Origin of the sequence: Saccharothrix sp. NRRL B-16348 (assembly GCF_001280085.1) — a bacterium.
GTDB lineage: Bacteria > Actinomycetota > Actinomycetes > Mycobacteriales > Pseudonocardiaceae > Actinosynnema.
In genome coordinates this window covers 1-26,160 of record NZ_LGED01000253.1, presented here as the reverse complement: position 1 = coordinate 26,160, position 26,160 = coordinate 1, and the positions used below count along the sequence as shown (strand labels likewise).

The 26,160-nt window shown below is 72.1% G+C and carries 20 protein-coding genes; 12 read left to right on the top strand and 8 right to left on the bottom strand.

Annotated elements, in window-relative coordinates; genetic code table 11:
* Window positions 1–29 precede the first annotated feature (29 nt).
* Together ADK67_RS53100 and ADK67_RS41475 are read right to left on the bottom strand one after the other, a co-directional pair.
* Window positions 30–1,340, bottom strand: coding sequence for an RICIN domain-containing protein (locus tag ADK67_RS53100; protein ID WP_063797904.1), 1,311 nt, complete (start codon window positions 1,338–1,340; stop codon window positions 30–32).
* Window positions 1,341–1,953: 613 nt separating this feature from the next.
* Complete coding sequence (locus tag ADK67_RS41475) at window positions 1,954–2,700, bottom strand: helix-turn-helix transcriptional regulator (RefSeq protein WP_053722082.1); 747 nt, start codon at window positions 2,698–2,700, stop codon at window positions 1,954–1,956.
* Between the two features lie 78 nt (window positions 2,701–2,778).
* Here ADK67_RS41475 and ADK67_RS41470 point away from each other — a divergent pair, with 78 nt between their 5' ends.
* From ADK67_RS41470 to ADK67_RS41460, 3 genes are all read left to right on the top strand, one after another.
* Window positions 2,779–3,216, top strand: a complete 438-nt coding sequence (locus tag ADK67_RS41470; protein ID WP_053722081.1) for a hypothetical protein — start codon at window positions 2,779–2,781, stop codon at window positions 3,214–3,216.
* Window positions 3,213–3,854: a GTP cyclohydrolase I FolE gene (folE, locus tag ADK67_RS41465; protein ID WP_082404603.1), complete on the top strand. Its 642-nt coding sequence runs from the start codon at window positions 3,213–3,215 to the stop codon at window positions 3,852–3,854. Before ADK67_RS41470 ends, folE begins: the two co-directional genes overlap by 4 nt.
* A gap of 239 nt (window positions 3,855–4,093) precedes the next feature.
* Window positions 4,094–5,140: a rhamnogalacturonan acetylesterase gene (locus ADK67_RS41460; protein WP_053722080.1), complete on the top strand. Its 1,047-nt coding sequence runs from the start codon at window positions 4,094–4,096 to the stop codon at window positions 5,138–5,140.
* A 90-nt stretch (window positions 5,141–5,230) separates the two neighbouring features.
* Here the strand turns inward: ADK67_RS41460 and ADK67_RS50000 are convergent, their stop codons facing one another.
* From ADK67_RS50000 to ADK67_RS41445, 3 genes are all read right to left on the bottom strand, one after another.
* Window positions 5,231–5,650: a hypothetical protein gene (locus tag ADK67_RS50000; RefSeq protein WP_053722079.1), complete on the bottom strand. Its 420-nt coding sequence runs from the start codon at window positions 5,648–5,650 to the stop codon at window positions 5,231–5,233.
* Complete coding sequence (locus tag ADK67_RS54915) at window positions 5,631–6,461, bottom strand: hypothetical protein (protein WP_157621485.1); 831 nt, start codon at window positions 6,459–6,461, stop codon at window positions 5,631–5,633. Before ADK67_RS54915 ends, ADK67_RS50000 begins: the two co-directional genes overlap by 20 nt.
* 67 nt (window positions 6,462–6,528) lie before the next feature.
* The gene (locus tag ADK67_RS41445) at window positions 6,529–7,575 is read right to left on the bottom strand and encodes a hypothetical protein (RefSeq protein ID WP_053722077.1); all 1,047 of its coding nucleotides are present in this window, start codon (window positions 7,573–7,575) and stop codon (window positions 6,529–6,531) included.
* Window positions 7,576–7,787: 212 nt separating this feature from the next.
* Between ADK67_RS41445 and ADK67_RS41440 the strand changes: the two genes are divergently transcribed.
* Window positions 7,788–9,665 carry a CBM96 family carbohydrate-binding protein gene (locus ADK67_RS41440; RefSeq protein WP_157621483.1) on the top strand — a complete coding sequence of 626 codons (1,878 nt, stop codon included), beginning with the start codon at window positions 7,788–7,790 and terminating at the stop codon, window positions 9,663–9,665.
* 37 nt (window positions 9,666–9,702) lie between these two features.
* Here the strand turns inward: ADK67_RS41440 and ADK67_RS41435 are convergent, their stop codons facing one another.
* On the bottom strand, window positions 9,703–10,812 hold the full coding sequence (locus ADK67_RS41435; RefSeq protein ID WP_053722075.1) for an FAD-dependent oxidoreductase: 1,110 nt from the start codon (window positions 10,810–10,812) through the stop codon (window positions 9,703–9,705).
* A 67-nt stretch (window positions 10,813–10,879) separates the two neighbouring features.
* Here ADK67_RS41435 and ADK67_RS41430 point away from each other — a divergent pair, with 67 nt between their 5' ends.
* Window positions 10,880–11,560 (top strand): TetR/AcrR family transcriptional regulator, encoded by a 681-nt coding sequence (locus tag ADK67_RS41430; RefSeq protein WP_053722074.1) that lies wholly within the window; start codon window positions 10,880–10,882, stop codon window positions 11,558–11,560.
* Between the two features lie 30 nt (window positions 11,561–11,590).
* On the opposite strand, the gene ADK67_RS41425 is transcribed toward ADK67_RS41430, so the two are convergent.
* Window positions 11,591–12,154 (bottom strand): DJ-1/PfpI family protein, encoded by a 564-nt coding sequence (locus ADK67_RS41425; protein ID WP_053722073.1) that lies wholly within the window; start codon window positions 12,152–12,154, stop codon window positions 11,591–11,593.
* A 181-nt stretch (window positions 12,155–12,335) separates the two neighbouring features.
* On the bottom strand, window positions 12,336–12,593 hold the full coding sequence (locus ADK67_RS41420; protein WP_082404601.1) for a LuxR C-terminal-related transcriptional regulator: 258 nt from the start codon (window positions 12,591–12,593) through the stop codon (window positions 12,336–12,338).
* Window positions 12,594–13,368: 775 nt separating this feature from the next.
* Between ADK67_RS41420 and ADK67_RS48425 the strand changes: the two genes are divergently transcribed.
* From ADK67_RS48425 to ADK67_RS41385, 7 genes are all read left to right on the top strand, one after another.
* Complete coding sequence (locus ADK67_RS48425; RefSeq protein ID WP_063797903.1) at window positions 13,369–18,753, top strand: ThuA domain-containing protein; 5,385 nt, start codon at window positions 13,369–13,371, stop codon at window positions 18,751–18,753.
* 96 nt (window positions 18,754–18,849) lie between these two features.
* Entirely contained in the window at window positions 18,850–20,100 is a 1,251-nt protein-coding gene (locus ADK67_RS41410) for an ROK family transcriptional regulator (protein WP_053722071.1), read from the top strand.
* On the top strand, window positions 20,097–21,611 hold the full coding sequence (locus ADK67_RS41405; protein ID WP_053722070.1) for a sugar ABC transporter ATP-binding protein: 1,515 nt from the start codon (window positions 20,097–20,099) through the stop codon (window positions 21,609–21,611). Before ADK67_RS41410 ends, ADK67_RS41405 begins: the two co-directional genes overlap by 4 nt.
* Entirely contained in the window at window positions 21,608–22,627 is a 1,020-nt protein-coding gene (locus ADK67_RS41400; protein ID WP_053722069.1) for an ABC transporter permease, read from the top strand. The genes ADK67_RS41405 and ADK67_RS41400 overlap by 4 nt, the downstream gene beginning before the upstream one ends.
* Before the next feature lie 37 nt (window positions 22,628–22,664).
* Window positions 22,665–23,699, top strand: a complete 1,035-nt coding sequence (locus ADK67_RS41395) for a substrate-binding domain-containing protein (RefSeq protein ID WP_053722068.1) — start codon at window positions 22,665–22,667, stop codon at window positions 23,697–23,699.
* Between the two features lie 39 nt (window positions 23,700–23,738).
* Window positions 23,739–24,878: a Gfo/Idh/MocA family protein gene (locus tag ADK67_RS41390; protein WP_053722067.1), complete on the top strand. Its 1,140-nt coding sequence runs from the start codon at window positions 23,739–23,741 to the stop codon at window positions 24,876–24,878.
* Between the two features lie 14 nt (window positions 24,879–24,892).
* Window positions 24,893–25,900: a sugar phosphate isomerase/epimerase family protein gene (locus tag ADK67_RS41385; protein ID WP_053722066.1), complete on the top strand. Its 1,008-nt coding sequence runs from the start codon at window positions 24,893–24,895 to the stop codon at window positions 25,898–25,900.
* Window positions 25,901–26,160 lie beyond the last annotated feature (260 nt).

Below are 26,160 nucleotides of genomic sequence, written 5' to 3'. Positions count from 1 at the left end.
AGTGTCCCATCACTAGATCGACTTGCCGGTCAGGCCTGGGTACGGCTCCACTGCTGGTTGACGCCGCTGCCGCAGGCCGACTGCTGGATGTCGGCGCCGTCACCGGTGCCGGAGTCGACGACGTCGAGGCACTTGCCGCTGTGCCGTGCGACGATCCGGAAGTAGCTCCCGGTCGCCTGCCACTGCCACTGCTGGTTCGTGCCGCTGCCGCAGGTGTACTGGATGACGTTGGCGCCGTCGGCGGTGGAGGCGCCGGCCACGTCGAGGCACTTGCCGCTCTGCTGGTTGACGATGCGGAAGTAGCCGCTCCCGGCGTCCTGGAACTGCCACTTCTGGTTGCCGCCGCCGTTCCACGTCCACTGCCTGATCTCGGCGTTGTTCGCGGTGGAGGCCGACACGACGTCCATCACCTTGCCGCTGTTGCGGTTGGTCACGCGGTAGTCCGGCGCGGTGCCGGGCACGTCGGCCACCGGCAGGATCGTGCCGTGGCGGCAACCGGGGCACGTGATCTGGCTCAGGCCCGACCAGGAGTCCAGGGTCGAGCTGGTGGCCGTCCAGATGCCGCCGTTGGTGTACTTGTCGATCCAGATGCGCCAGGAGCCGTCGCTCATCCGCAGCACGGCCGGCCCTTCGTAGCCCGAGGTCCACAGCTGCCCCCGGTTGCCCCACCCGCCGGTGAGGCTCGTGCTGGTCCAGTGCTCGATGTACTTGGTGGTCTCGTTCTTGGTGAAGGCGTGGTAGGTGCTGCCCGACTTCACCACGTAGGTGTCGATGTAGTTGTAGCCGAGGCCGCCCATCTGCTGCGGTCCGCTCCAGGACGTCAGCGCGCTGTTCTGGGCGGTGAAGACGTAGGGCCGGAAGCAGTCGGAGCACGTCGTCTGGGAGATGCTCACGATGATCCGAACGGTGCCCGCCTCGACGTAGAACTCGGGCGCCCACGTGAACCGCGTGTTCGCGACGCCGGAGTTCACACTGGCCACGTGCGTCCAGTTGACCAGGTCGGGACTGGAGGCGATGTTGAAGTGCGTGGAGTTCGTGGTCCACGACTGGACGGTGTGGGCGATGTAGTAGAGCCCGTTGTGCTGGATGACGCTCGGGTCGCGCAGCACGCCGGACGGGCCGCGGTAGTTCGTGTCGGCCAGCACGCTGAAGTTCGTGCCGTTGGACGACGAGTAGACCCAGAGCTCCTGGTCGGCGGCGGCGTCTCCCTTGAACGTCGTGTAGACGTAGCCGGGCGCGGCTTGCGCGGGCGGTGCGACGGCCACCGCGGCGCCGGCGGCGGTGAGCACCGCGAGGCCGAGCCTGGCCAGCCGGCGGAGGACCTTCGGCGGTCTGTTCACGGATGATCTCCTCGGTGGGGGACGGGGATCGGGCGCTGCGCGGCTGCCGCCGTGACGTGGTGTGGTGTTAACGCGCACATCAGCCCGTGGTGGGGCCGGTGCGGGGAACGGGAGCCGTTGCCGGCGGCCGGGTTCACGCGGTGACGACGCCCGTCACCGTCCGATGTGGACGGTCCGGGCGTTCGAGTCCGGCGTGGTCACGGTGTGGAGGCCTGTGGGCGCCGGGTGCGGCACGTCGCCGCCGCCGCGACACGGGCATGGCGTCTGCGGCGGGAGGGTGAAGAGTTCATCGTTGATCTCCTCGGAAATGTCGACGACTGGCACCACGCCGCAAGGCGAAACGCCGACGACTCATCGGGAATTGCCCAGCGTGCGACGCCGTCGACTGGCGCCAACGGCGTTCCGGCGGAGTGCGGCCACCGATGTTTGCGCTAACATTTGTGGCGCTAATAGTGTGCGAGCAAACACGCTGGGGTGTCAAGAGTGTGGCGGTTGGCCACTTTCTGCCGGCGCGTACCCGCACCCCGTGCCACCAGGTCGGGACCCGCCGTCATTCGAATGAATTCGATTGTGCTGCCCCACCGCGGCAAATCCCCTTGTGGCGCCCGAAAGCTCACTCCGCGGTGTCGTCCGCGGGGTCGAGGCGGACGCAGCACCGGTCGGGCGCCGGCGCGAGGTGGGCGGTCAGCCCGGTGGTGGCGAGTCCGTCGAGGAGCCCTTCCAGCAGGCACAGGTTCATGCCGCACACGAGTTCGGTGTGCCGTCGGGCCAGGCTGTGGAAGGGGCAGTTGCCCAGCACGATGGACGCGTCGGAGGTGCGCGGTTCGAAACCGAAGCTCTCCAGCGCCCGCACGGCGGCGCGCCGGCCGTCGTCGGCCGAGTCGGCGGTGGCGTCGGTGCCGATGTCCGCGTCGTCGTCGTTGTCGCGCGAGGTGCGGCCCAGGTCTTGGCCGAGGTCGCGCGCACGTCGGTGGAGCACGGCGCGCGGCGGTTCGCCGGTCGCGTCGGCCTCGGTGAGGGCGTCGGCGAGCAGCAGGCCGACCAGTTCGTAGCGCCGGTCGGGCAGCGAGACCGCGATGTGCGCCGCGGAACGCCGGTACAGCTTGGCCGGTCGTCCGGCGCCGGGTCCGGTGCGCCCGGTGCGGCGCTCGTGGACGACCTCCAGCAGTCCTTCGGAGACCAGTCGGTCGAGGTGGAACGCGACCGTGGTGCGCGGCGCCCCCACCGCCTCGGCGGCCTCGTCGCGGCTCACCGGCGCGGGTCGGCGCACCACGAAGTCGTACAGCCGGCGTCGGGTCGGCTCGTCGAGCGCCGCGACGGCGGAGACGTGCGACGCCCAGGCCGGGTCGGCTTCGGCCATCTCTAAAACCAACTTCCATTGACGAAACGTCGGGCGGACTTCTAAGGTTAGCGGAAGTTGTCGATAGAAGGAGGAGACATGGCTGCCGAAGTGTCCGGCGTCCGGCCGACGAGCCAGACGCTGCGATCCGACCCCGCCTACCAGGCGTTCTTGGCCTTGCGGACGGTGTTCACGGTCGCGCCCGTGCTGTTCGGCCTCGACAAGTTCGCCAACCTGCTCGTGGACTGGCCCGCCTACCTGGCCCCGTGGATCGACGGGATCGTGCCGGGCACCGCGCAGCAGGCGATGTACGCCGTGGGCGTGGTGGAGGTCGTGGCGGGTGTCGCGGTCGCGGTGGCGCCGCGGTTCGGCGGGCTGCTCGTCGCGGCCTGGCTGGCCGGGATCATCGTCACCCTGCTGACCATCCCCGGGTTCTACGACGTCGCGCTGCGCGACTTCGGCCTGCTGGTCGCCGCCGTGGCGCTGGCCAGGCTGGCCGCCCGGTACGCGCCGGGCCGCCGCGGACCGGCCGCATGAGCACGCCCTCGCCGCAACCGTCGCGCGTTCCGGCCGCGGCCGACCACCCGTCCCGGCGACTGCAAGTCGTCCACGGGCGGGGTGGGGTGGACGTGGAGGCCGCGCGACGGGCGGTGGCCGACCTGCTGGTGGCCCTGGGCCGGGACCCGGCCTCGGAGCACCTCGCCGACACGCCGGAACGGGTGGCGCAGGCCTACGCGGAGATGCTGACCCCGCGCGAGTTCGACCTGACGACGTTCCCCAACGACGAGGGCTACGACGAACTCGTGCTGGTGCGGGGCATACCGGTGCAGTCGCTGTGCGAGCACCACCTGCTGCCGTTCCACGGTGTCGCCCACGTCGGCTACCTGCCCGGCGAACGGATCCTCGGGCTGTCCAAGCTCGCCCGCGTGGTCGAGCTGTTCGCCCGTGACCTCCAGGTGCAGGAACGGCTGACCAAGCAGGTCGCCGACTGGCTGCGCCACCACCTCGCGCCGCGCGGCATCGGTGTGGTGGTCGAGGCCGAGCACATGTGCATGTCGTTGCGCGGCGTGCGCGCCTCCGGTGCGCGCACCGTGACCTCGACCCTGCAGGGCGTGCTGCGCGAGGACGCCCGTTCGCGGCAGGAGTTCTTCGCCCTGACGGGCGTCCACCAGTAGCCGGCGCGTCGGTCGAGTGGCGGTGCGGCGAACGGCCGCTTTCGTCGAACATTCCTCGGACGGTCGACCCCGTGTGCTGGATAGCGCTTTCCAGATCGCGGTATCAGCGCTGCTCCGGCTTCTGTTCGACAGGTTCTCCATACGAGATGCGGCCATTGACGGCGGCGCGAATTCGACGCGAACATCCGCCGGGGAAAGCCCTCTCGACGTGCGGTCGAACCGCAGCAAGGAGCACCCGCATGGCCACTCGACTGACCGTCCTGCGCTCGGCGTTGGCCGTGACGCTCGCGACGGGCGCGCTCACCGCCCTCGGTGTCGCTCCGGCGAACGCCGCACCGGCCGGTTGCACGGGGACCGGCCCGATCACCTGCCGCTACGACGTGGCGCCGGGGCACTACGACGTGACGGTCCGGTTGGGCAGCTCGTCCCGTGCGGCCAACACCGGCGTCACGGCCGAGGCGCGTCGTCGGGTGCTGGCCGCGGTCGACACCGGCGCCGGTCAGCTCGCCGATCGGGTGATCACGGTCAACGTCCGGCAGCCCGAAGGGCAGCCCACCGGCCAGGGCGGCACGGGCACGCCGGGGCTGACGCTGGTGTTCGACGGCCGTTCCCCGGCGGTCGAGGCGATCACGCTCAAGCAGGTCAGGCCGGCGGCGTTGTTCCTGGTCGGTGACTCGACCGTGTGCGACCAGCCCGTCGCCCCCTACGCCGGCTGGGGGCAGGCCCTGCCCGCCCGCCTGCGCGAAGGGCTGTCGGTGGCCAACTACGGCGACTCGGGCGAGAGCTCCGGTTCGGTGCTGTCCAACGCGGTGTTGTTCCCCGCCGTGCGGTCGCAGACGCGCGCGGGTGACACGGTCGTGATCCAGGTCGGCCACAACGACAAGCGGACCACCGCTTCGGCGTTCCGCGACAACCTCACCCGCATGGTGCGCGACGTGCGCGCGGCGGGCGGCGCGCCCGTGCTGGTGACGCCGCCGGTCCGCCGGTTGTTCGGCTCGACCGGTCACCTCACCGGCACCGCGCGCCACGTCAACGAACTCGGCGTGAACCTGCCCAACGAGATGAAAACCGTCGCCCGCGCGCAAAGCACCCCGTTGATCGACCTCACCTCGTTGTCGGCGACCTTGGTCGAACAACTGGGCGCCTCCGCGTCCGAAAGGCTTTTCCTGACCCGGGAGAAGGGTGACAACACCCATTTCTCCGAGTACGGCGCGGCCACGATGGCGAACCTGGTGCTGGACGAGGCCGTCCGGCTGGGCGTCCTCCGCTCGACCCAGGTCCGCTGACGTCGTGAATTCCAGAAGCCGCCAGCCGACAGATCCCACAACAGAGCCGTGGCACGGGGAGGCCACCTCGTAGCCCGACGTCCGAGGCGCTCAGGCCAGGCGGGCGGCGGCCGCGGCGCGCACGGTCGGGGTTTCGATCGGGTCGTCGGCCAGGTAGCGCAGGCGTGCCCGGGTTTCCCGGGTGAGCGGCGCGCGTGCGGCGGCGAACGCCCGGACGTGTTCCTCGCAGTCCCACAGACCTTCGGCCAGCAGGTGGTCTGGTGGCGTGGTGCTGAGCGCCACCAGCGCGCCGAGGTAGGCGGCCCGTTCGTAGGAGTGCGGGGTGTCCGACCACAGCCGTGCCAAGGCGGAGACGGCCCGCTGTGCCGCGTGGTGGTCCGCCGTCGAACGCGCCAGTCGGGCCAAGCCGTTGGCCGCCACGTCGTAGCCGCACCAGCCCTCGTCCGGTGGGCGTTCCAGGACGGACACCATCAGCGGGACGTCCCGGTGATCACCGTGCGCGGCGAGCACGTCCGTCGCGATCCAGGCGGGGGGGGTGGTCGGGGTCCACCGACCAGCGGCGCGCGTGGTCCGCGGCCCGTGGTCCCAGCGGTGCGAGGGCCCGGCGGAGTCCGGGCACGGGTCCGCGCACCGGGGTGTCCCGGACGAGGTGCTCCGCCAGGTCCAGCAGGGCGGGTTCCGGGTCGCGTCGGGCCAGCTCGAACAGCACCTGCGTCTTCACCCCCTGCGGCACGTCGCGGTCGCGGAGCAGGGCGAGCAGCTCCGAGGTGGGGCGGTCGCGGTGCGGGTGAGGTCCGGCGGGGCGGTCGGTCACGGGCCGGGTGGCCCAGTCGTGCTCCCGCGCCCAGGTCGACCACGGCCGGTCACGCCAGAGCAGGCTCTCGCGGTCGTCCGGGGTCAGCCGCCGCCGCGCGGTGTCGGCGAGGTCGTCCCACCAGGCGCGGGGCCAGTCGGCGGCGGCGGTTTCGAGCACGTCGAGCCAGTGCGGGCCGTCGCGGACGTAGGCACGGACGGCGGTGACCGCCTCACGCGCACCGGCGACGCCCAAGGTCACCAGCAGGGACGCCAGGGTGAGGGCCGTCTGGTCGTCCTCGCTGTCGTGCAGCAGCGCGGTGATCGGGTCCAGCGGCAGGGCGAGATCGCGCACCAGCCGCGCCAGGTACACCGTGCGGTCGTCGACCTGCCAGTCCCAGCGGTAGTCGTGGGCGACGCAATCCCGCACCAGGTCGGCGGCGTCCGGAGCGGTGGTCGCGAGCACCGCTCCCCGGCCGTGACCGCGGTGGAGCATTCCGGCGAGGGTGTCGGCAGGGGCACGGCGCATCGACGTCATTGTGGGTCGCGGACGGGCGTGAGGCGAGCGGATTCGGGCTCACGACCGTGCCGACGCGCTAGAACCGGCGTTCCTGCGCCGCGTCGTAGATCCTGCGCAGCCACGACTGGCGGACGGCGGGCAGCCGCGTCAGCGTGCGGAGGAACACCGCCCGGTCGGGCCGGAAGTGCCGCCGCAGCGGCGGTGGCGGTGGCAGCGGGTCGTCGCGGAGCACACCGGCGGGCATCCCGCCGGTCACGGGGAAGGGTGGCGGTTCCTGGTGGAACGCCAGGTGCAGCCACACGTCGGCGGCCAGCGGCACGATGTCCGCACCGCCGGGCTGCTGCCACACCCGCCCCGTCCCCGGATGTCGGGGAACCACGGCGATGTCGGGATCGACGGCGGGCAGGCCCGGTCCCGCCAACGCCACCTGCTTCACCGGCGGCCCCGGCGGGAGCAGCGCCTCGAGCGCGCGTTCGAACGCGACCGCGACCGGCCCGTCGGGAAGCGCCAGCGGCGCGCCCGCCGACGCCGCCAGCAGGTGGGCCAGGGCCACTCCGATCGCCGCCTCCCACCACGGGCCCCACGCCTCGGCCGGCCAGAGCGCCGGGGTGTCCACCCACTCGTCCACCAGCGCCTCCCAGCCGACCACCGGGCGAGCGGGCCCGGCGCCGGGCAGGCGGCGCACGGCCCGCGGGGCGAGCCACACCGCCTGCCACAACGAGCAGTCGTCGACGCGGGTCGCCACCTCCAGCCCGCACCGCGCGCACGCCAGGTTCGGGCCGTCCCTCCCGTCCAGCCCGAGGCAGTAGCCTTCGCACCGCTCGGGGATCAGGACGGTGCCGCGGACGTCGCCCGGCGCGACGACGATCGCCCCCGGCTCGCCGAAGGACACGGCGTACACGGGCGCGAACACACCACGGGCTTCGGCTTCGTCCGGCCCGATCTCGTCCCACTGCCGCCACGGTGGGCCGAACGGCTCCGGGTCCACGGCGTACGTCCCGGGTTCCATGAGCACGGGCAGCAGCTCATGGCCGTACAGCTGGTGGGCGTGGTCGGGCAGCGCGACCTGCGACACGGGAACGGTCAGCACGGCGTCACACCGCGCGCACGCGAACACGACCATGCATCCCCCCACCCCTGGACACACACCGATCATCCGCGCTCGGCGACCGGCTGCCAACCGCTTTGCCCACCACCATGATCACGGCGCGGGTCGGTCTCGCCCGCTTCGTCGGTCGGATCGGCGAAATCGGCGTGGCCGGAGCGGCGGCATGCGCCAGGATGACCTGCGGTCGGCCCGAGCGAGGCCGGCCGCACCACGACAAGGGGGGAACCATGTCGACACGAAGATCCCTGCTCGCGCTCTGCGGGGCCGTCGCCGTCGCGATCACGGCGCTGCCGGGCACCGCGACCGCCGCACCGCACTACAGCGAGCTCCGCCCCGTGCTGGCTTCCCACACGGACTCCGCCGCACCGCACACCGCGTTCGCCTGGACCGGCCAGGACGCGCCGCTGGGCGCGTCGAAGCAGGACGACCGGCTGCACGTGTCACGCGTCTACCTGACGTTCGACGTCACCGGGTTCGCCGACGCCGGCATCAGCGCCGCGACCCTGCACCTGCGGGAGACCGCGGTGGCCGACTGCGCCAAGCGCTCGATCGAGGTGTGGGAGACGAAGACCGTCACCGCGGACCCGACGTGGGCGAACGCCCCGGAGCGCAAGCGGTGGGTGGCCGACTACACCAACACCAGCCTGTGCGTCGGCCACCTCTCGTTCGACGTGGTGACGGTCGTGCGGGACGCGTTGAGCCGGGGCAAGTCCAGGATCACGCTGGAGGTCAAGGTGCCCCGGCAGTTCGAGCGCGACGTGACCTACGGCCGCACGCTCGACGGCTACTACCGGGCGGCGCTGACCCTGCGGCACAACCGGGCTCCGTCCATTGTGGACCAGCACCGCTACAACGGTGGCCTGGCGTGCGCCACCACCGCGCCGTACCCGAGGGTGAACCAGCACTTCGTCGCCCTCGAAGCCCTGCCCGCCGACCCCGACCCCGGCGACCAGGAGGGCAGCGGGCTCACCGTCGACTTCGCGCTGTGGCCGCAGGACGACCCGGCGGCGCGGACCGAGCAGCGCGTGCAGTACGCCGACACCGACCGGGTGGCACGGGTGCAGTACCCGGCGGCCCTGTTCGCCGACGGGCGCGCCTACTCGTGGCAGGCCCGCGTCGCGGACGGCGTCGACACCTCGGCGTGGTCCGGGCCGTGCCACTTCACCGCCGACGCCGTCAACCCGCCCGCGCCCGCGGTGACCTCGGCCAACTACCCGCTCGACGAGTCCGGGTGGGCGCCGGTGGGGGAGCCGGGCGTGTTCACGTTCGACGGCGGGGGCGACCCGGACGTCGCCGGCTTCGAGTGGACCTGGGGCCAGTTCTCCGTGCCCGGCTGCACGTACGGCGAGCTGAACCGGCTGATCTGCGCCGACCCGTTCACCGGCCGGAACACCGTGCGGGCCGACCGGCCCGGCGGCACGGCCACCGCGAACCTCACCCCGCCCGGCTCGGGACCGATCAGGCTGGCCGTGCGGACCGTCGACGCCGCGGGTCGCAGGTCGGAGCCGGTCTCCTTCCGGATCTACGTGCCCGGCAGCTCTCCCGCGGTGTCCGTCGTCGGCGGGCCGCCCCGCTTCGACCAGGACGTGACGCTGAAGTTCACGCCGCACGCGGACGTCGCCGCCCGCACGGTCGACTTCACCTACCAGCTCGACGGGCAGGAGCAGCGCGTCGTCCAGGCCGGCCCGGACGGCACGGCGACCGTCACGTTCCGCGCCGACCGGGAGAACGGCCACCGGGTGACCGTGCGCAGCCGCAGCGACAACGGCTGGACGTCCGACGAGGGGTCCTGGTCGCTGGACTTCCCGAAGTGGCCGGGCGTCACCTCGGAGGTCTACCCCTCGGACGGCGAACCGCACGGCGGGGCGGGCGTGGCGGGCACCTTCACCTTCACGCCGCCGCCCACCTGGTCGGAAGTCGCCGCGTACCGGTACTCCTTCGACTGGACTGAGCCGCACACGGAGGTCGCCGCCGGTCCCGACGGCACCGCGACGATCACCTGGGCGCCGCCGGCTCCCGGCTGGTACAGCCTGAGCGTCTACGCGGTCCGGCCCGACGGGACCGTCAGCACCTACGACGCCACGTACTCCTTCGGCGTCGCCTGATCCCGCCGAGCCCTCCCCGTCCCGCGACGGGGAGGGCTCAGCCGGGTTGGAAGAACGCGAGCATGCTCCGGGCGGCGTTCGGCGACATCAGCAGTTCCTGCAGGTCCGCGGACATCCGGGCGGCAGCGCCGGTGCGTTCGAACATCTCGCGTTCGTAGTCCTTGACGGCGGTGGGGAAGTCGTCCGGGTGCGCGGCCAGCGCGAGACCGAGCACGGCGCCGTCGAGCAACGCCATGTTGGCGCCCTCGCCCACCGGCGGCATCAGGTGGGCGGCATCGCCGACCAGCGTGACGTCCGGCGTCGACGGCCAGGTCAGGCCGACCGGGAGAGTGGTGATCGACCGCGGCACGACCGCGTCGTCGCAGGCCGCGATCAGCGCGGTGAACCGCGGGTGCCAGCCGGGGAGCAGTTCGATCAGCCGGGCGCGGGCGGCGGGCGGGTCGTCGAACGGGATCCCGCTGGTGGCGAACCAGTCCTCGGGGGTGCGGTAGAAGCTGACGCCGATCCGCACGCGGCCGTCGCCGTTGCGCTGCGCCGCCAGCGAGATCCCGTCGCCGAGCACCCAGTAGTTGCCGCGCCCGACCATCGCCGCGAGGTCGGGGTGGGTGCGGTCGACGTCGGGGATGCCGACCTCGACGACGTGCTGGCCGATGTGCGTCGGCCGTGCGTCGGTGACCAGCGCGCGGACCCGTGAGTTCGCGCCGTCCGCGCCGACCAGCAGGTCGTACGTCGCGCTGCCGCCGTCGGCGAAGCGCAGGACGCCGTCGTCGGCGGACTCGAACGCGCGCCCCCAGCGGACCACGCCGTCGGGGAGGGAGTCCAGCAGCAGGTCGCGCAGATCGGCGCGGTCGACCTCGGGCCGGTCGAGCGGGGCGTCCTCGGGGGTGTCCTCCTGGAGCAGGAGGGTGCCGTCCGGCTCCAGCAGGCGCATGTCCTGGCCCTCGCCACGGGCGATCGCGTGGAACCGGTCGATCAGGCCGGCCTCGCGCAACGCCCACTGGCCGGAGTGGATGTCGAGCATGCCGCCCTGACCACGCGCGTCGCGTGACGGTTCACGTTCGTGCACGACGGCGTCGATGCCGTGCACGTGCAGCACCCGCGCAAGGGCCAAGCCGCCCAGGCCGGCTCCGACGATCGCGATGGTCACGATCAGCCTCGATTCACCGTATCGGTCAATACACTGTATCACCGCCCAACGCTGTATTGTCGTCGTCATGTTGGTGTGGGAGCGGCCGGAGCCGCCGGACCGGCCGACGCCGGCGCCGCTGAGCCGGGAGCGGATCGTCCGGGCGGCGATCGGACTCGCCGACGCGGACGGTCTGGACGCCGTGTCGCTGCGCAAGGTCGCCGCGGCGCTGGACGTCGGGCCGATGCGGCTCTACGGCTACATCGACACCAAGGAGGAGCTGCTCGACCTGATGGTCGACGCGGTCCACGCGGAGATCCGGCCGACCGGCGACGGGTGGCGGGAGGTGCTGCGCTCCCTCGCCGACACCACCCGGCAGGCCGCCCGCAGGCACGAGTGGCTCGCCGACCTGATCGGCGGGCGGCCCCAGCTCGGGCCGAACACGCTGGCCGGTGGCGAGGCCGTGCTGGCCGCGATGGCCGGCGTCGACCTGGACACCGTCGTGCCGGCGGTCGCCGCCGTCAACGCGTACGTGATCGGCGCGGTGCGGCGGGAGATCACCGAGCGGCGCGCCGAGCGGGCCTCCGGCATGGACCAGGAGCAGTGGCAGGTCGCCTTCGGGCCCTACCTGGAGCGGACCTTCGCCACCGGCCGGTTCCCCGCGCTGGCCGCGGTCGTGCGCGACGGCCCTCACCTGGACGCCGACGAGACCTTCCGGACCGGCCTCGACTTCGTCCTCGACGGCATCGGGGCACGCATCACGAAGTGACGCGCGGCCGAACGCGGGTGCTCCGACCCGTCAGGCGGGCACCTGCGACTTCTCCAGCACGCTCATGAACGCGCGCGACCAGAGCGGGAGGTCGGGCCAGCCGCGGCAGGAGACCATCGCGCCGTCGACGACATCCGGCTCGTCGACGAACGTCCCGCCGGCCAGCTCCACGTCCGTCCGCAACGGCGGGAAGGCCGCGGTCCTGCGGCCCCGCAGCAGCCCCAGGGCGGCGGGCACCTGCGGGCCGTGGCAGATCGTGCCGACGGGCAGTCCGCGGTCGAAGAAGTGGTGGACGATGCGCGCCACGTCGGGGCTCGTCCGGATGTACTCCGGCGCCCGGCCGCCCGGGATCACCAGCCCGTCGTACTCCTCGGGGTCGACGTCGCCGAACGCCAGGTCCACCGGCAGCAGGTGGCCGGGCTTCTCGGTGTAGGCGTCCCACCCGGGCTCGAAGTCGTGCACCACCAGCTTGACCGCGCGCGTGGTCGGAGCGGCCACGACGGCCTCGTGACCACCCTCGCGCAGGCGGAAGACGGGGTACATCGAATCGAGTTCCTCGGCGGCGTCGGCGGTCAAGACCAGCACCCGAGCCATGCGTGCTCCTCATCCCGGTCGGACGCGCCGCCGTACCTCGTCGAGGACTGCGGACGGCGTCGGACGTCTCGAAGGACCTGAGTGTCGAACCGGTTCGATCTTCCCGTCGGACCGTACGCGGTGGGCGGCCGGCGGCACAATCGGCCGGACAGGTGTCGGGCCGGCGCGGTCGGCGGAAGGGTCACACCCAACCCTGTTCGCAGGCGATCACGCCCAACTGGAAGCGCGAACGCGCGCCCAGCAACGTCTGCAGGCGCGTGATCCGGCGGTGCACGGTGCGGAGGCTGACCCCCAGTTCCCGTGCGATGGTCTCGTCGATCGCCCCCGTGCGCATCAGCCGCAGCAGGTCCCGGGTCGCGGCCGTGGGTTCGGGCTCCGCCGCGGCCACGTCCTCCGCGACGGACGACATGAGCGATCCCGCCGGCTCAAGCGTGGTCATGGCGAGTGGACCCGCGAGCGTCGGATTCCCGGGCGGACGAGGTCGTCGATCGGCACATGGTCGGGGTACACCTCACCGGTGGTCGGAGTGGTCGTCCACTGCGTCGTGGCACCCGTCGGTGCCGTCCGAGGGTGGATCGATCAATCACGGATGGGTTCGACTCTTCGCGGCGCGGTCGGACGGGTTGTGCCCGACTTGCGCCCGGGTTCGGTCGATGTGTGCCGACCGCTCCCGGCACACAATGACAGCGGTCACATGCGGCTGAAGTCAAGGGAAGACCAGGTTTGACTTCACGATCCGGTCGTCCGCGCGGTCCGCGCCGCGGCCGACGGCGGTCTGTTCGAGGTCGGCGCGCACCGCAGAATGAGTCATACTCATCGATCGCATTGGCGATCGGGCGGCGGGTGGACGTTCGGCCGGATGCCGGGCCCGGGGGTGCGGAAGCGGGGGACCCGACGCCGCATCGGGCGTCCACAGTGGACAGTTCGGGCGGAGTTCGTCGCGAGCGGTGCGCGGGGCCTTCCCGCGCGCGCAGTGTCCTGCGCCGGGGCGGCGGAGTAAATCCGCCGGATGCGGTAATCGAGGTTCCTTGCCAGGTGGGGGATTGGCAAGTTGTGGACACGCGGCGACCTTGACCCTGCGGAAAACGCGTCATTAGTTTGTTGACCCAACAGACGAATCCCGTGATCAGCGGCACAACGCGCTTTTCGGGTTGGAGGTCTCAATGGTGAGCTCATCCAGACGCGGTCGGAGACGGTGGTCGACCGTCGCGGTCGTGGCGGCGTTACTCGGTCCTCTGCTCAGCGCGGCACCACCGGCCCAGGCGCACCCGGGCCACGGCGACGAGACGTTCAAGACCCTCGTCTTCAGCAAGACCGCCGGCTTCCGCCACCCGTCGATCCCCGCGGGCATCGCCGCCATCGAACAGCTCGGCACCGACCACGGCTTCACGGTGGACGCCACCGAGGACGCCGCGGCGTTCACCGACGCGAACCTCGCCCAGTACGAGGCCGTGGTCTTCCTCTCTACCACCGGCGACGTCCTCGACGCCACCCAGCAGGCCGCGTTCGAGCGCTACATCAAGGCCGGCGGCGGGTTCGCGGGCGTGCACGCCGCCTCCGACACCGAGTACGACTGGGCCTGGTACGGCGACCTGGTGGGCGCGTACTTCGCCAACCACCCCGCGCCGCAGGAGGCGACCATCAAGGTCACCGACCCGGCGCACCCGTCCACGGCGCACCTGCCGCAGTCGTGGCGGCGCCTCGACGAGTGGTACAACTTCCGCGCCGACCCGACGCCGAAGGTGCACGTGCTGGCCGAGCTGGACGAGACCAGCTACAGCGGCGGCACGATGGGGACGAGCCACCCGATCACCTGGTGCCAGGACTACGACGGCGGCCGCTCCTGGTACACGGGCCTGGGCCACGCCGACGAGTCCTTCGCCGAACCGGCGTTCCTGGAGCACCTGCACAAGGGCATCCGGACCGCGGCGGGCGCCGTGGACGCCGACTGCTCGGCCACCCGGACCAACGCGTTCGAGAAGGTCACCCTCGACGACACCACCGCGAACCCGATGGAACTCGCGATCGCCGACGACGGCCGCGTGTTCTACATCGACCGCAACGGCGCGATCCGCGTCGTCCGGCGCGACGGCGCGGTCGTCACCGCGGGCACGCTGAACGTCTACACCGGGCAGGAGTTCGGCCTCCTCGGCATCGCCCTGGACCCCGACTTCGCCACCAACAACCAGCTCTACCTGTACTACTCGCCCGCGGGCGCCGAGGCCGTCGACCGGGTTTCCCGGTTCACGCTGCAAGGCGACGTGATCGTGCCCGGCAGCGAGAAGGTCGTGCTGACCGTCACGACCCAGCGCGAGCAGTGCTGCCACGCCGGCGGTGCGCTGGAGTTCGACAACGACGGCAACCTCTACATCACCACCGGCGACAACACGAACCCGTTCGCCTCCGACGGCTACTCGCCGCTCGACGAGCGCGCCGGCCGTGCCGCCTGGGACTCGCAGCGCTCCGCGGCCAACAGCGACAACCTCAACGGCAAGATCCTGCGCATCACCCCGCAGGCCGACGGCACCTACACCGTCCCGCCGGGCAACATGTTCCCGGCCGGCACGGCCAAGACCCGGCCCGAGATCTTCGCCATGGGCTTCCGCAACCCGTTCCGCATCGGCCTGGACCCGAAGACCAACAAGCTCCAGGTCGCCGACTACGGCCCCGACGCGGGTCAGAGCAACGCCCAGCGCGGTCCGGACGGCCGCGTCGAGTGGAACGTCGTGGACCGGCCGGGCTTCTACGGCTGGCCCTACTGCGTCGGCGCCAACACCCCGTACGTCGACTACGACTTCGCCGCCGGCGCCTCCGGCGCGCAGTTCGACTGCGCCAACCCGGTGAACAACTCGCCGAACAACACCGGCCTCACCCAGCTGCCCCCCGCGATCGGCACGCCGATCTGGCAGGGCAAGTCCTCCACCGGCACCCCGGAGATCGGCGGCGGTGGCGCGCCGATGGCGGGCGGGACCTACCGGTACGACCCGGACCTGGTCTCGGAGCGCAAGTGGCCGGCCTACTGGGACGGCAAGGCGATGTGGGGTGACTGGAACGACGGCAGGCTGTTCTCGTTGCAGCTCTCCCCGGACGGCACGAGCGTGTTCGACATCAACCGGATGCTGCCCGACATGAGCTTCAACCGGGTGCACGCCATGCAGTTCGGCCCGGACGGCTCGCTGTACATCATCGAATGGGGCTCCGGGTTCGGCGGCAACAACGCCGACAGCGGCGTCTACCGCATCGACTACGTGCGCGGCGACCGCGCGCCGGTCGCGGTCGCGAAGGCCGACAAGACCTCCGGGCACGCGCCGCTGACCGTGCGGTTCGACTCGGCCGGGTCGCGCGACCCCGACGGCGACCAGCTGACGTTCGAGTGGGACTTCGACGGCGACGGCACCACCGACAGCACCGAAGCCGCGCCCGGCCACACCTACACCGCGAACGGCGACTACACCGCCCGGCTCACCGTCACCGACCAGGGCGGCCGGTCCGCGGTCGCCAACGTGCGCATCGTCGTCGGCAACACGCCTCCCGTGATCACGTTGACCGCGCCCGCCGACGGCGGCTTCATCGACTTCGGCGACCAGGTGTCCTACCGCGTCACGGTCACCGACGCCGAGGACGGCACGGTCGACTGCCAGAACGTGATCGTCCAGCCCGCCCTGGGCCACGACGAGCACTCCCACGGCTACGAGCAGTACCGCGGCTGCGAGGGCCTGGCGCTGATGTCGGGCGACGAGGGCCACGTGGGCGCGGACATCTTCGGCGTCCTCACCGCGAAGTACACCGACAAGGGCGGCGACAACGCGTCCCCGCTGACCGGCGAGTCGATCCTGGTGCTCCAGCCCAAGCACAAGGAAGCCGAGTACCACGCCGCGACCGGCCGCACCGCGGACGGCGTCGGCGACGACGCGGCGGGCGTGGAGAAGGAGACCACCACCGACACCGGCGGCGGCCAGAACATCGGCTTCATCACCGACGGCGACTGGTTCTCGCTGAGCCCGGCCACGCTCGACGGCATCGACGAGGTGCGGTTCCGGGTGGCCTCGGGGTCCGAGGGCGGCCGGATGGAGGTGCGCGTCGGCGCGCCGGACGGCCCGCTCGCGGGCACGGCGACCTTCGCCGCCACGGGCGGCTGGCAGAACTGGACGACCGTCACCGCCGACCTCGCCGACGACGTCCCGGCCGGGTCCGAGCTGTACTTCGTCACCCGCAGGCCGGAGGGCAGCACGACGACCAGCTACCTGGCCAACGTGAACTGGCTGGAGTTCGCCGGCCGCGGCGTGACGCACAACCAGCGGCCCGCGGTCGAGGCCGCGGCCACCACCACGACCGGCACCGCGCCCCTGAAAGTCGACTTCACCGCGTCGGCCACCGACCCGGACGGCGACACCCCGATCAGCTACACGTGGGTGTTCGGCGACGGCGGCACGGCCACGGGCGCGTCGGTCAGCCACACCTACACCGCGCCGGGCACGTTCAACGCCAAGGTCACCGCGACCGACGCGCGGGGCGCGAGCGGGACGAAGACCATCCCGATCTCGGTCCGCGCGCCCGACGTCACGTGCTTCTCCGGCCGCTCGGACGACTTCCTCGGCACCGCGCTCGACCGGGACCGGTGGAGCACCGTGGTGCGGGAGAACCAGGACCTGGCGGTGCGCGACGGCCGCCTGGTGCTGCCGACCACGCCGTCCGACATCTACGGCACCACCAACACCACGCCCAACATCGTGCTCCAGGACCTGCCGTCCGGGCCGTTCCAGGCCACGGCCAAGGTGCGCGTGCCCGTGCGGCGCGCCTACCAGCAGGCCGGTCTGGTGATCTACGGCGACGACGACAACTACGCCAAGATGGTGCTCCAGGCCCGGTCGGACACCGACGACGCGGCGAGCCGGATCTTCCAGTTCATCCGCGAGGAGGCCGCGCAGCCCAACGAGGTCGGCGAGTCGAACACCGCGGCGCTGGGCGCGGACTTCCCGGACACCGTGTGGGTCAGGTTCACCAGCGACGGCAGCAACCTGACCGCGTCCTACAGCGCGGACGGGCAGACGTTCACCGACATGCCGCAGACCAAGGCGCTGGCGGGCATGGTGAACCCGAGGATCGGCCTGCTCTCGCTCGTGGGCGGTGGTGGCGACCGGCCGGTGGTGGACGCCGAGTTCGACTGGTTCACCCTCACCCCCGACGACGCCGCGGCGGTGGCGCCGGACGACGACTTCGCCGGCCCCGCGCTCGACGGGTGCCGCTGGAACGCCGTGGTCCGGCCCGACCCGACCGGCTACGGCGTGTCCGACGGCAGCCTGCGCATCGACACGAGTGACGGCGACATCTACGGCGGCTCGGCCGACGACCCGGCCAACTTCATCCTCCAGCGCGCTCCCGAAGGCGACTGGGTGATCGAGACGGAGGTCGACGCGTCGGCGTTCGACGAGCGCTACCAGCAGGCCGGGCTGATCGCCTACGCCGACGACGCGAACTACGTGAAGCTCGACCACATCGCCACCAACGAGGCGGGCACCCCCGTCCAGCGCGGCGTGGAGCTGCGGTCGGAGAGCGGCGACGTGGTGGGTGACCCGCAGCCCGGCGTCAACGGCCTCACCGGCGGCGTGTGGCACCTGCGGCTGGCCAAGTCCGGCTCCACCTACACCGGCTCCTACAGCGCGGACGGGCAGGACTGGACGTCGCTGGAACCGGTGGTCAACGAGAACCTGGCCGGGGCGCGGATCGGCCTGTTCGCCCTCGGCGGCGGCCAGACCGCGGCGAAGCCCGCCCGGTTCAACCACTTCCGGGTGACCACCGACCGGACGGCTCCGGTGCTGTCCGTGGTCACCGACCCCGCGTCGCCGGGTGCGGGCGGGTGGTGGACGGGTCCGGTGACCCTCACCGCCGCCGCGACCGACGACGGCAACGGGCCGGTGCGCGTCGAGTACCGGGTCGGCACGGGCGAGTGGGCGGAGTACGCGGCGCCGCTGTCGTTCGCCGAGGACGGCGAGCGGGTGGTCGCGTTCCGCGCGTCCGACGCCGCGGGCAACGTCTCCGAGGAGAAGTCGGCGACCGTGCGGATCGACCGCACCGCGCCGCGGCTCACCGTGAAGACGGACAACGCCCCCGGTGCCGAGGGCTGGTGGACGCAACGGGCGCTGGTGTCCGCGACGGCTGCCGACGACACCTCCGGCGGCCCGGTGCTGGAGCACCGGATCGACGGCGGCCCGTGGCGGCCCTACACCGGCGTCGTGTCCGTGGGCGACGGCCGCCACCGCGTCGCCGTGCGGGCCACCGACGCGGCGGGCAACACCTCCGCCGAGCAGGCGGTCGACGTGAAGGTGGACACCGCGCCGCCGGTCACGAAGGCCAAGCGCGGCAAGACCGCGTCCCGCGTCCAGCTCACCGCCTCCGACGCCACGTCGGGCGTGGCCCGCACCGAGTACCGCATCTCGGGCGGCACGTGGCAGGTCCACCGGGGCGAGGAGATCCGGATCAGGCCCAACGGCAAGGAGTACCTGGAGTACCGGTCCACCGACCTGGCGGGCAACGTCGAGGCCATCGGCAGGTACACGCCGCGGCCTGGTCCCGACGACGGCTGCTGGCAGCACGTCTGACGGTCACGGGTGAGGCCCCACCCGGGCCTCACCCGCTCGACCCACCCCGCCGGCGGGGGCACCACCCCCTCCACCCGGCCGACACCGAGGAGTGCCATGAAGAGCAGGCCGACTCGCCCCCGCACGGGCGGATCGACCGCGGATCAGGTCACGGTCCGCCGGCACAACCTCTCCGTCGTGCTGTCCCACCTGCGAGACCACGGGCCGCGGTCACGGGCGAGGCTCGCCGAGGAGACGGGGCTCAACAAGGCCACCGTGTCCAGCCTGGTCGCCGAGCTCGTCGACCGCGGCCTGGTGGGGGAGGGCGAGACCGAGCGGGCCACCGTCGGCCGGCCGGGCCAGATCATCCGGCTCGACGGCGAGCACGTCGTCGCGGTCGGCGCCGAGGTCAACGTCGGCTACCTGTCGGTGCTCGTGCTCAACCTGCGCGGTCAGGTCGTGGCGCGGCAGCGGGTCGCGCTGGACACCGCCGCCTTGGAGCCGGCGCTGGTGCTGGCCCGGCTGGGTCGGCTGCTGGACTCCGCGCTCGTCGGCGTCGCCGCCCGACCGGTGGGCGTCGCCATCGCCGTGCCCGGCCTGGTCGAGGTCGACACCGGGGTGGTGCGCGCGGCGCCCAACCTGGGGTGGACCGACGTCCCGGTGGTCGCCGAGATCACCAGGCTGCTCGGCGAGCCGCCGTACCCCGTGCTGCTGGACAACGAGGCCAACCTCGCGGCGCTGGCCGAGGTGGAGGCACAGGGCCTCGACCGCGGCGGCGACCTCGTCCTGATCACCGGCACGGCCGGGGTCGGCGGGGGCATCGTGGTGGGCGGGCGGCTGCTGCGCGGCGCGGACGGGTTCGCGGGCGAGGTCGGGCACATGCGCGTCCGCGCGGACGGACCGCCGTGCGGGTGCGGCCGCACGGGCTGCTGGGAGGCCGCCGTCGGCCTCAACGCGCTGCTCGCCGCCGCGCCGGAGGACGGCCCGCCGCAGGACCTGGAACGGCGGCTCGCCGAGATCGGCGACCGGGCCGCGGCGGGCGACGCTCGGGTGCTGGCCGCGATCGCCGACGTCGACCGGTGGCTCACCGTCGGCGCGGGCATCCTGGTCAACGTCTTCAACCCGCACCTGCTGGTCCTCGGCGGCTACTTCGCCGCCCTGCGGCCGTGGCTCGCCGGTTCACTGCGCGACGAGCTGCGCGGCCACGCGTTCGCCCGGGACATCGGCGGCACGCGGGTCGTGTTCTCGTCCCTGGGCTTCACCGGCCCGGTGCGCGGTGGCGCGTCGCAGATCCTCGACCGCGTCTTCCGGGACCCCGTCCTCGTCGAGCCGGTCGACAAGCCCTTGGCACAGGAGGAAATCGTATGACCACCACGACAGCGCCGCTGCTGTCCGTCCGGGGCGTGGTGAAGCGCTTCCCCGGCGTGACGGCCCTGGGCGGGGTCGACTTCGACGTGCGCGCCGGCGAGGTGCACTGCCTGCTCGGCCAGAACGGCGCCGGCAAGTCCACGCTGATCAAGGTGCTGGCCGGCGCGCACCGACCGGACGAGGGCGAGATCCGCTGGCAGGGCGAGGTCGTGTCGTTCGACAACCCGACCGCCGCGATGAGCAGCGGCGTGGCCGCCATCTACCAGGAGCTGGACCTGGTGGCCGGGTTGTCCGTGGCGGACAACGTCTTCCTCGGCCACGAGCTGTCCAAGGCCGGCTTCACCCGCCGCGCCGAGGCACACCGCCGCACCAAGGCGCTGCTCGACCGGCTCGGCCACCCGGACATCCCGCCGGACCGCGACGTCGGCCGGCTGTCCGCGGCGAACCAGCAGATCGTGAGCATGGCCCGCGCCCTGTCCCGCGACGGCCGGTTGCTGATCATGGACGAGCCGTCGGCGGTGCTGGACCAGGACGAGGTGCGGACGTTGTTCCGGGTCATCCGGGAGTTGACCGCGCAGGGTGTGGCGATCGTCTACATCTCGCACCGGATGGAGGAGATCCGCGAGATCGGCGACCGCGTGACCGTGCTCAAGGACGGTCGCACGGTGGCCACCGGCCTGCCCGCCCGCGAGACCCGCACCGCCGACCTGATCAGGCTCATGACCGGGCGTGACGTGGAGTACGCGTTCCCGCCGCGCGACCCGGTCGACCCGGCCGCGCCCGAGGTGCTGGTGGTGCGCGGGCTGGCCGCGGGGGAGCGGTTCTCCGGCGTGGACTTCACCGTCCGCGCAGGGGAGGTGGTCGGGCTGGCCGGCCTCGTCGGGTCGGGGCGGTCCGAGATCCTGGAAGCCGTCTACGGCGCGCGCCGGACGACCGCGGGCACCGTCGAGGTGGACGGCAAGCGGCTGCGGCGCGGCAACGTCGGCGCGGCCGTGCGCGCCGGTGTCGGGCTGTGCCCGGAGGAGCGCAAGAGCCAGGGGCTGCTGCTGGACCAGGCCGTGTACCGCAACATCACGGTGTCCACCCTGTCCGCGTTCTCGCGTTTCGGCTTCCTCGACAACGGCGCGGAGCGCGCGCGGTCGCAGGAGCTGACCACGGCGCTGGACGTCCGCCCGCCGGGCGTGGACCGGGCCGTGCGGACCTTGTCGGGTGGCAACCAGCAGAAGGTCGTGCTGGCCCGGTGGCTGTTGCGCGAGTGCCGCGTGCTGCTGCTCGACGAGCCGACCCGCGGCGTGGACGTCGGCGCGCGCAGCGAGATCTACGAGCTGATCCGCGACCTGTCCGTCCGGGGCGTGGCCGTGGTGGTCGTGTCCAGCGAGGTCGAGGAGGTCCTCGGCCTGGCCGACCGGGTGCTGGTGGTGCGCGAAGGCCGGGTGGTCCACGAGGGACCGGCCCGCGAGATCGACGAATCCCGGGTCCTGGACCTGGTCATGGAAGGAACCGCCGCATGAGCGAGAACACCACCGCGGTCAGGCCACCGACCGCCGAGCAACCGCAGCGCGGCGTCAGCGCGCTGCTCGGGTCCGCCGCGGGCCGCAACACCGGTCTCGTGGTCGCCCTCGTGCTGCTGTGCGTGGTCGGCGTCATCACCGCGGGCGACCGGTTCGCCGACGTGGACAACGTGCTCACCATCCTGCGCCTGGCGGCGGTGATCGGCGTGGTCAGCGTCGGCATGACGTTCGTGATCACCGGCGGCGGCATCGACCTGTCCGTCGGCGCGATCGTCGCGCTGTCCTCCGTCTGGGCCACGACCCTGGCCACGCAGGCCATGGCCAACGACGCCCACTGGCTCGTCATCGTGTTCGCCGCGCTCGCCGTGGGCGCCGGCTGCGGCGTGATCAACGGCGTGCTCATCGCCTACGGGCGGATCGTGGCGTTCATCGCGACGCTGGCCATGCTCGCCGCCGCCCGCGGCCTGGCCGAGATCATCTCCAACCGCAAGACCCAGATCGTGAACGTGCCGGGCTTCACCGCGTTCTTCGACGCCTCGGTGCTCGGCGTGCCCGTGCTGGTGGTGATCTTCGCGCTGGTCGCGGTCGTGGGCTGGGTGGTGCTCAACCGCACCACGTTCGGCCGGCGGACGTTCGCCGTGGGCGGGAACCCCGAGGCCGCCCGGCTGGCCGGTATCGACGTGCGGCGGCACACCGTGCTGCTGTACACGCTGCTGGGTGTGTGCTGCGGGATCGCCGCGGTGATGCTCGTCGCCCGCACCACCACCGGCAGTTCCACCCACGGTGGGCTCTACGAACTGGACGCCATCGCCGCGGTCGTCATCGGCGGCACGCTGCTGTCCGGTGGTCGCGGCACGATCGCGGGCACCGTGTTCGGCGTCCTGATCTTCACCACGCTGTCGAACGTGTTCACCCTCAACAACCTGTCCATCTCGGCCCAGGCCGTCGCGAAGGGCGCGATCATCGTGGTCGCCGTCCTCCTCCAGCAGCGGTTGGCCCGCCGCAGCGGTGCTTGACCCCGACACCCACGCCGCCATTTCGAGGAGCAATCCCATGTCACGCAAGGCAACAACCCGTCTGGTCGCCGCGCTGTCGGTCGGCCTCGTCCTCACCGCCTGCACGGGCAACACCCCCGAGCCCGCGGCCGGGACCGGCAACCAGGGCGGCGCCCGCGTCGCCAACGACGAGCCCGGCGAGAAGGTCGTCATCGGCTTCTCCGCGCCCGCCGCCGACCACGGCTGGATGGCCGCGATCACCAACGCCGCGAAGGCGGAGGCGGAGAAGTACTCCGACGTGGAGCTGAAGGTGGTGGAGGGCACCAACGACGTCAACCTGCAGATCAGCCAGGTCGAGACGTTCATCAACGACAAGGTGGACGCGATCGTGCTGCTGCCGTTCGACGGCGCGGCGCTCACCCCGGTGGCGCTCAAGGCGATGAAGGCCGGCATCACGGTCATCAACGTGGACCGCGAGTTCGGCAGCCCGTTCGCCGCGCGCTCGACCGTGCTGGGCGACAACTACGGCATGGGCGTCTCCGCCGGCACCTACGTCTGCGACCAGCTGAAGGGCAAGTCCGACGCCGTGGTCGCCGAGATCGCCGGCATCGACTCCCTGCCCCTGACGCAGGACCGCAGCAAGGGCTTCGCCGACGCCCTCGGCGACTGCGGGCTGAAGGTGAACAACCGCGTCGCCGCCGAGTTCACCGTGGAGAGCGGCGAACGTGCCGCGGCGAACCTGCTCCAGGCCGCGCCGCGCATCGACGCCCTGTGGAACCACGACGACGACCAGGGCGTCGGCGTCACCGCGGCGATCAAGAACTCCGGTCGCAGCGAGTTCTTCATGGTCGGCGGCGCGGGCTCGGCCAACGTCATGCGGGAGATCAAGGCGGGCAACGGCCTGCACAAGGCGACTGTGGTCTACCCGTCCACCCAGGGCGCGGACGGCATCCGCCTGGCGCGGCTCGCCGTGCAGGGCAAGAGCCTCGGCGACCTGGTAGAGGTGGAGGTCCCCCGTCAGGTCGAGCTGTTCGCACCGGTCGTGACGAAGGACAACGTCGACCGCTACCTGCCCACCGCCTTCGAGTCCTAGGAGATCACCGCTTTGACGACAGCGACGCTGGGTATCGCGATGATCGGCCACGCCTTCATGGGAGCCGCGCACTCCCAGGCGTGGCGGGTCGCGCCCCGCTTCTTCGACCTGCCGCTGCGCCCGGTCATGGCCGTGGTCTGCGGCCGGGACCGGGCGCGCACCGAGGCCGCCGCCGCGCGACTGGGCTGGGCGGAGGCCGTGACCGACTGGAAGGCCGTGCTGGACCGGGACGACGTGCAGGTGGTGGACATCTGCACGCCCGGCGACACGCACGCCGAGATCGCCGTGGCGGCCCTGGCCGCGGGCAAGCACGTGCTGTGCGAGAAGCCGATGGCCAACACCGTCGCCGAAGCCGAGGCGATGGCGCGGGCGGCGTCCCGTGCCGCCGCGGAGGGCGTGCGGGCCATGGTGGGGTTCACCTACCGGCGCGTGCCCGCGATCTCACTGGCCCGTGACCTCGTGGCGCAGGGGCGGTTGGGTCGCGTGCACCACGTGCGCGCCCAGTACCTCCAGGACTGGATCGTGGACCCGGCCGCGCCGCTGTCCTGGCGGCTCGACAAGGAGAAGGCGGGCTCCGGTGCGCTGGGCGACATCGGCGCGCACATCGTCGACGCGACCCAGTTCATCCTCGGTGACACCATCCGCGAGGTGTCCGGCACGCTGGAGACGTTCGTGTCCGAGCGCCCGTTGGCCGCCGAGCACTCCGGGTTGTCGGGCACGGCCGTGTCGGATCGGACGGGGCCGGTGACCGTGGACGACGCGGCGTTGTTCCTGGCCCGGTTCACCGGTGGCGCGCTCGGTTCGTTCGAGGCGACCCGGTTCGCCAACGGTCGCAAGAACGCGATCCGCATCGAGATCAACGGTTCGGCGGGCAGCCTGGCGTTCGACTTCGAGGACATGAACGTCCTGCACTTCTTCGACGGCACGGAGGACGCCGCGACCGCCGGTTTCCGGCGCATCGTCGTCACCGAGCCACAGCACCCCTACGTCGACGCCTGGTGGCCCGCCGGCCACGGTCTGGGCTACGAGCACGCGTTCACCCACCAGGCCGTCGACTTCGTCCGCGCCGTGGCGGCCGGCACCGATCCCGCCCCGTCGTTCGCCGACGGGCTCCAGTTGCAGCGCGTCCTGGCCGCCGTCGAGGCGAGCGCCGCGTCCCGCACCTGGCGAGACGTCTGAGAGGAGAACGAGAGATGGCGCGTCCGATCACGCTGTTCACCGGCCAGTGGGCCGACCTGCCGTTCGAGGAAGTCGCCCGCCTGGCGGGCGAATGGGGCTACGACGGCCTGGAGATCGCCTGCTGGGGCGACCACCTCGACCCGTGGCGAGCCGCCGAGGACGACGACTACGTCGCCGACCGGCTCGCGATCCTCGCCAAGCACAACCTCAAGGTGTGGACGATCTCCAACCACCTCACCGGCCAGGCCGTGTGCGACGACCCGATCGACGAGCGGCACAAAGGCATCCTGTCCTCCCGCATCTGGGGCGACGGCGATCCGGAGGGCGTGCGGCAGCGTGCGGCCGAGGAGATGAAGGTGACCGCGAGGGCCGCCGCGAAGCTCGGCGCGGACACCGTCGTCGGGTTCACCGGCTCCTCCATCTGGAAGACCGTCGCGATGTTCCCGCCCGTGCCGCCGTCGATGATCGACGCCGGCTACCAGGACTTCGCCGACCGCTGGAACCCGATCCTCGACGTGTTCGACGAGGTCGGCGTCCGCTTCGCCCACGAGGTCCACCCCTCCGAGATCGCCTACGACTACTGGACCACCGTCCGCACGCTCGAGGCGATCGGGCACCGACCCGCGTTCGGCCTCAACTGGGACCCGTCGCACTTCGTGTGGCAGGACCTCGACCCCGTCGGCTTCCTCTGGGACTTCCGCGACCGCATCTACCACGTCGACTGCAAGGACGCCCGCCGCCAGGTCGGCGACGGCCGCAACGGCCGCCTCGGCTCCCACCTGCCCTGGGCCGACCCCCGCCGCGGCTGGGACTTCGTCTCCACCGGACGCGGCGACGTCCCGTGGGAGCGGTCGTTCCGGATGCTCAACACCATCGGCTACACCGGCCCGATCAGCGTCGAATGGGAAGACGCCGGCATGGACCGCCTCACCGGCGCGCCCGAAGCGCTGGAGTTCGTGCGCCGCAACGCCTTCGACGCACCGACGGCCTCCTTCGACGCGGCCTTCTCCAGCGGCGACTGACCGGTCGCCCCCAACGGCCCGCGCGGGGCGACTCGCGCGGGCCGTTGCCGCGCGTGGTCACTTCAGCAGGCGATGAAGCCCGCCGGGGCGCACCACCCGACGAGCTCGCTGATCTCCTCGACGTACGGCGGCTAAGGGCCGGTCGGCGAGCCTTCGAGCGAGATGGTGTGGAGGACTGTTTCGGCGATGGTGTGTGCGGGTTGTTGGTAGGTGTGGGCGAGGGTGTGGAAGACGTGTTGGGCGCGGATGGCGGGCCAGTC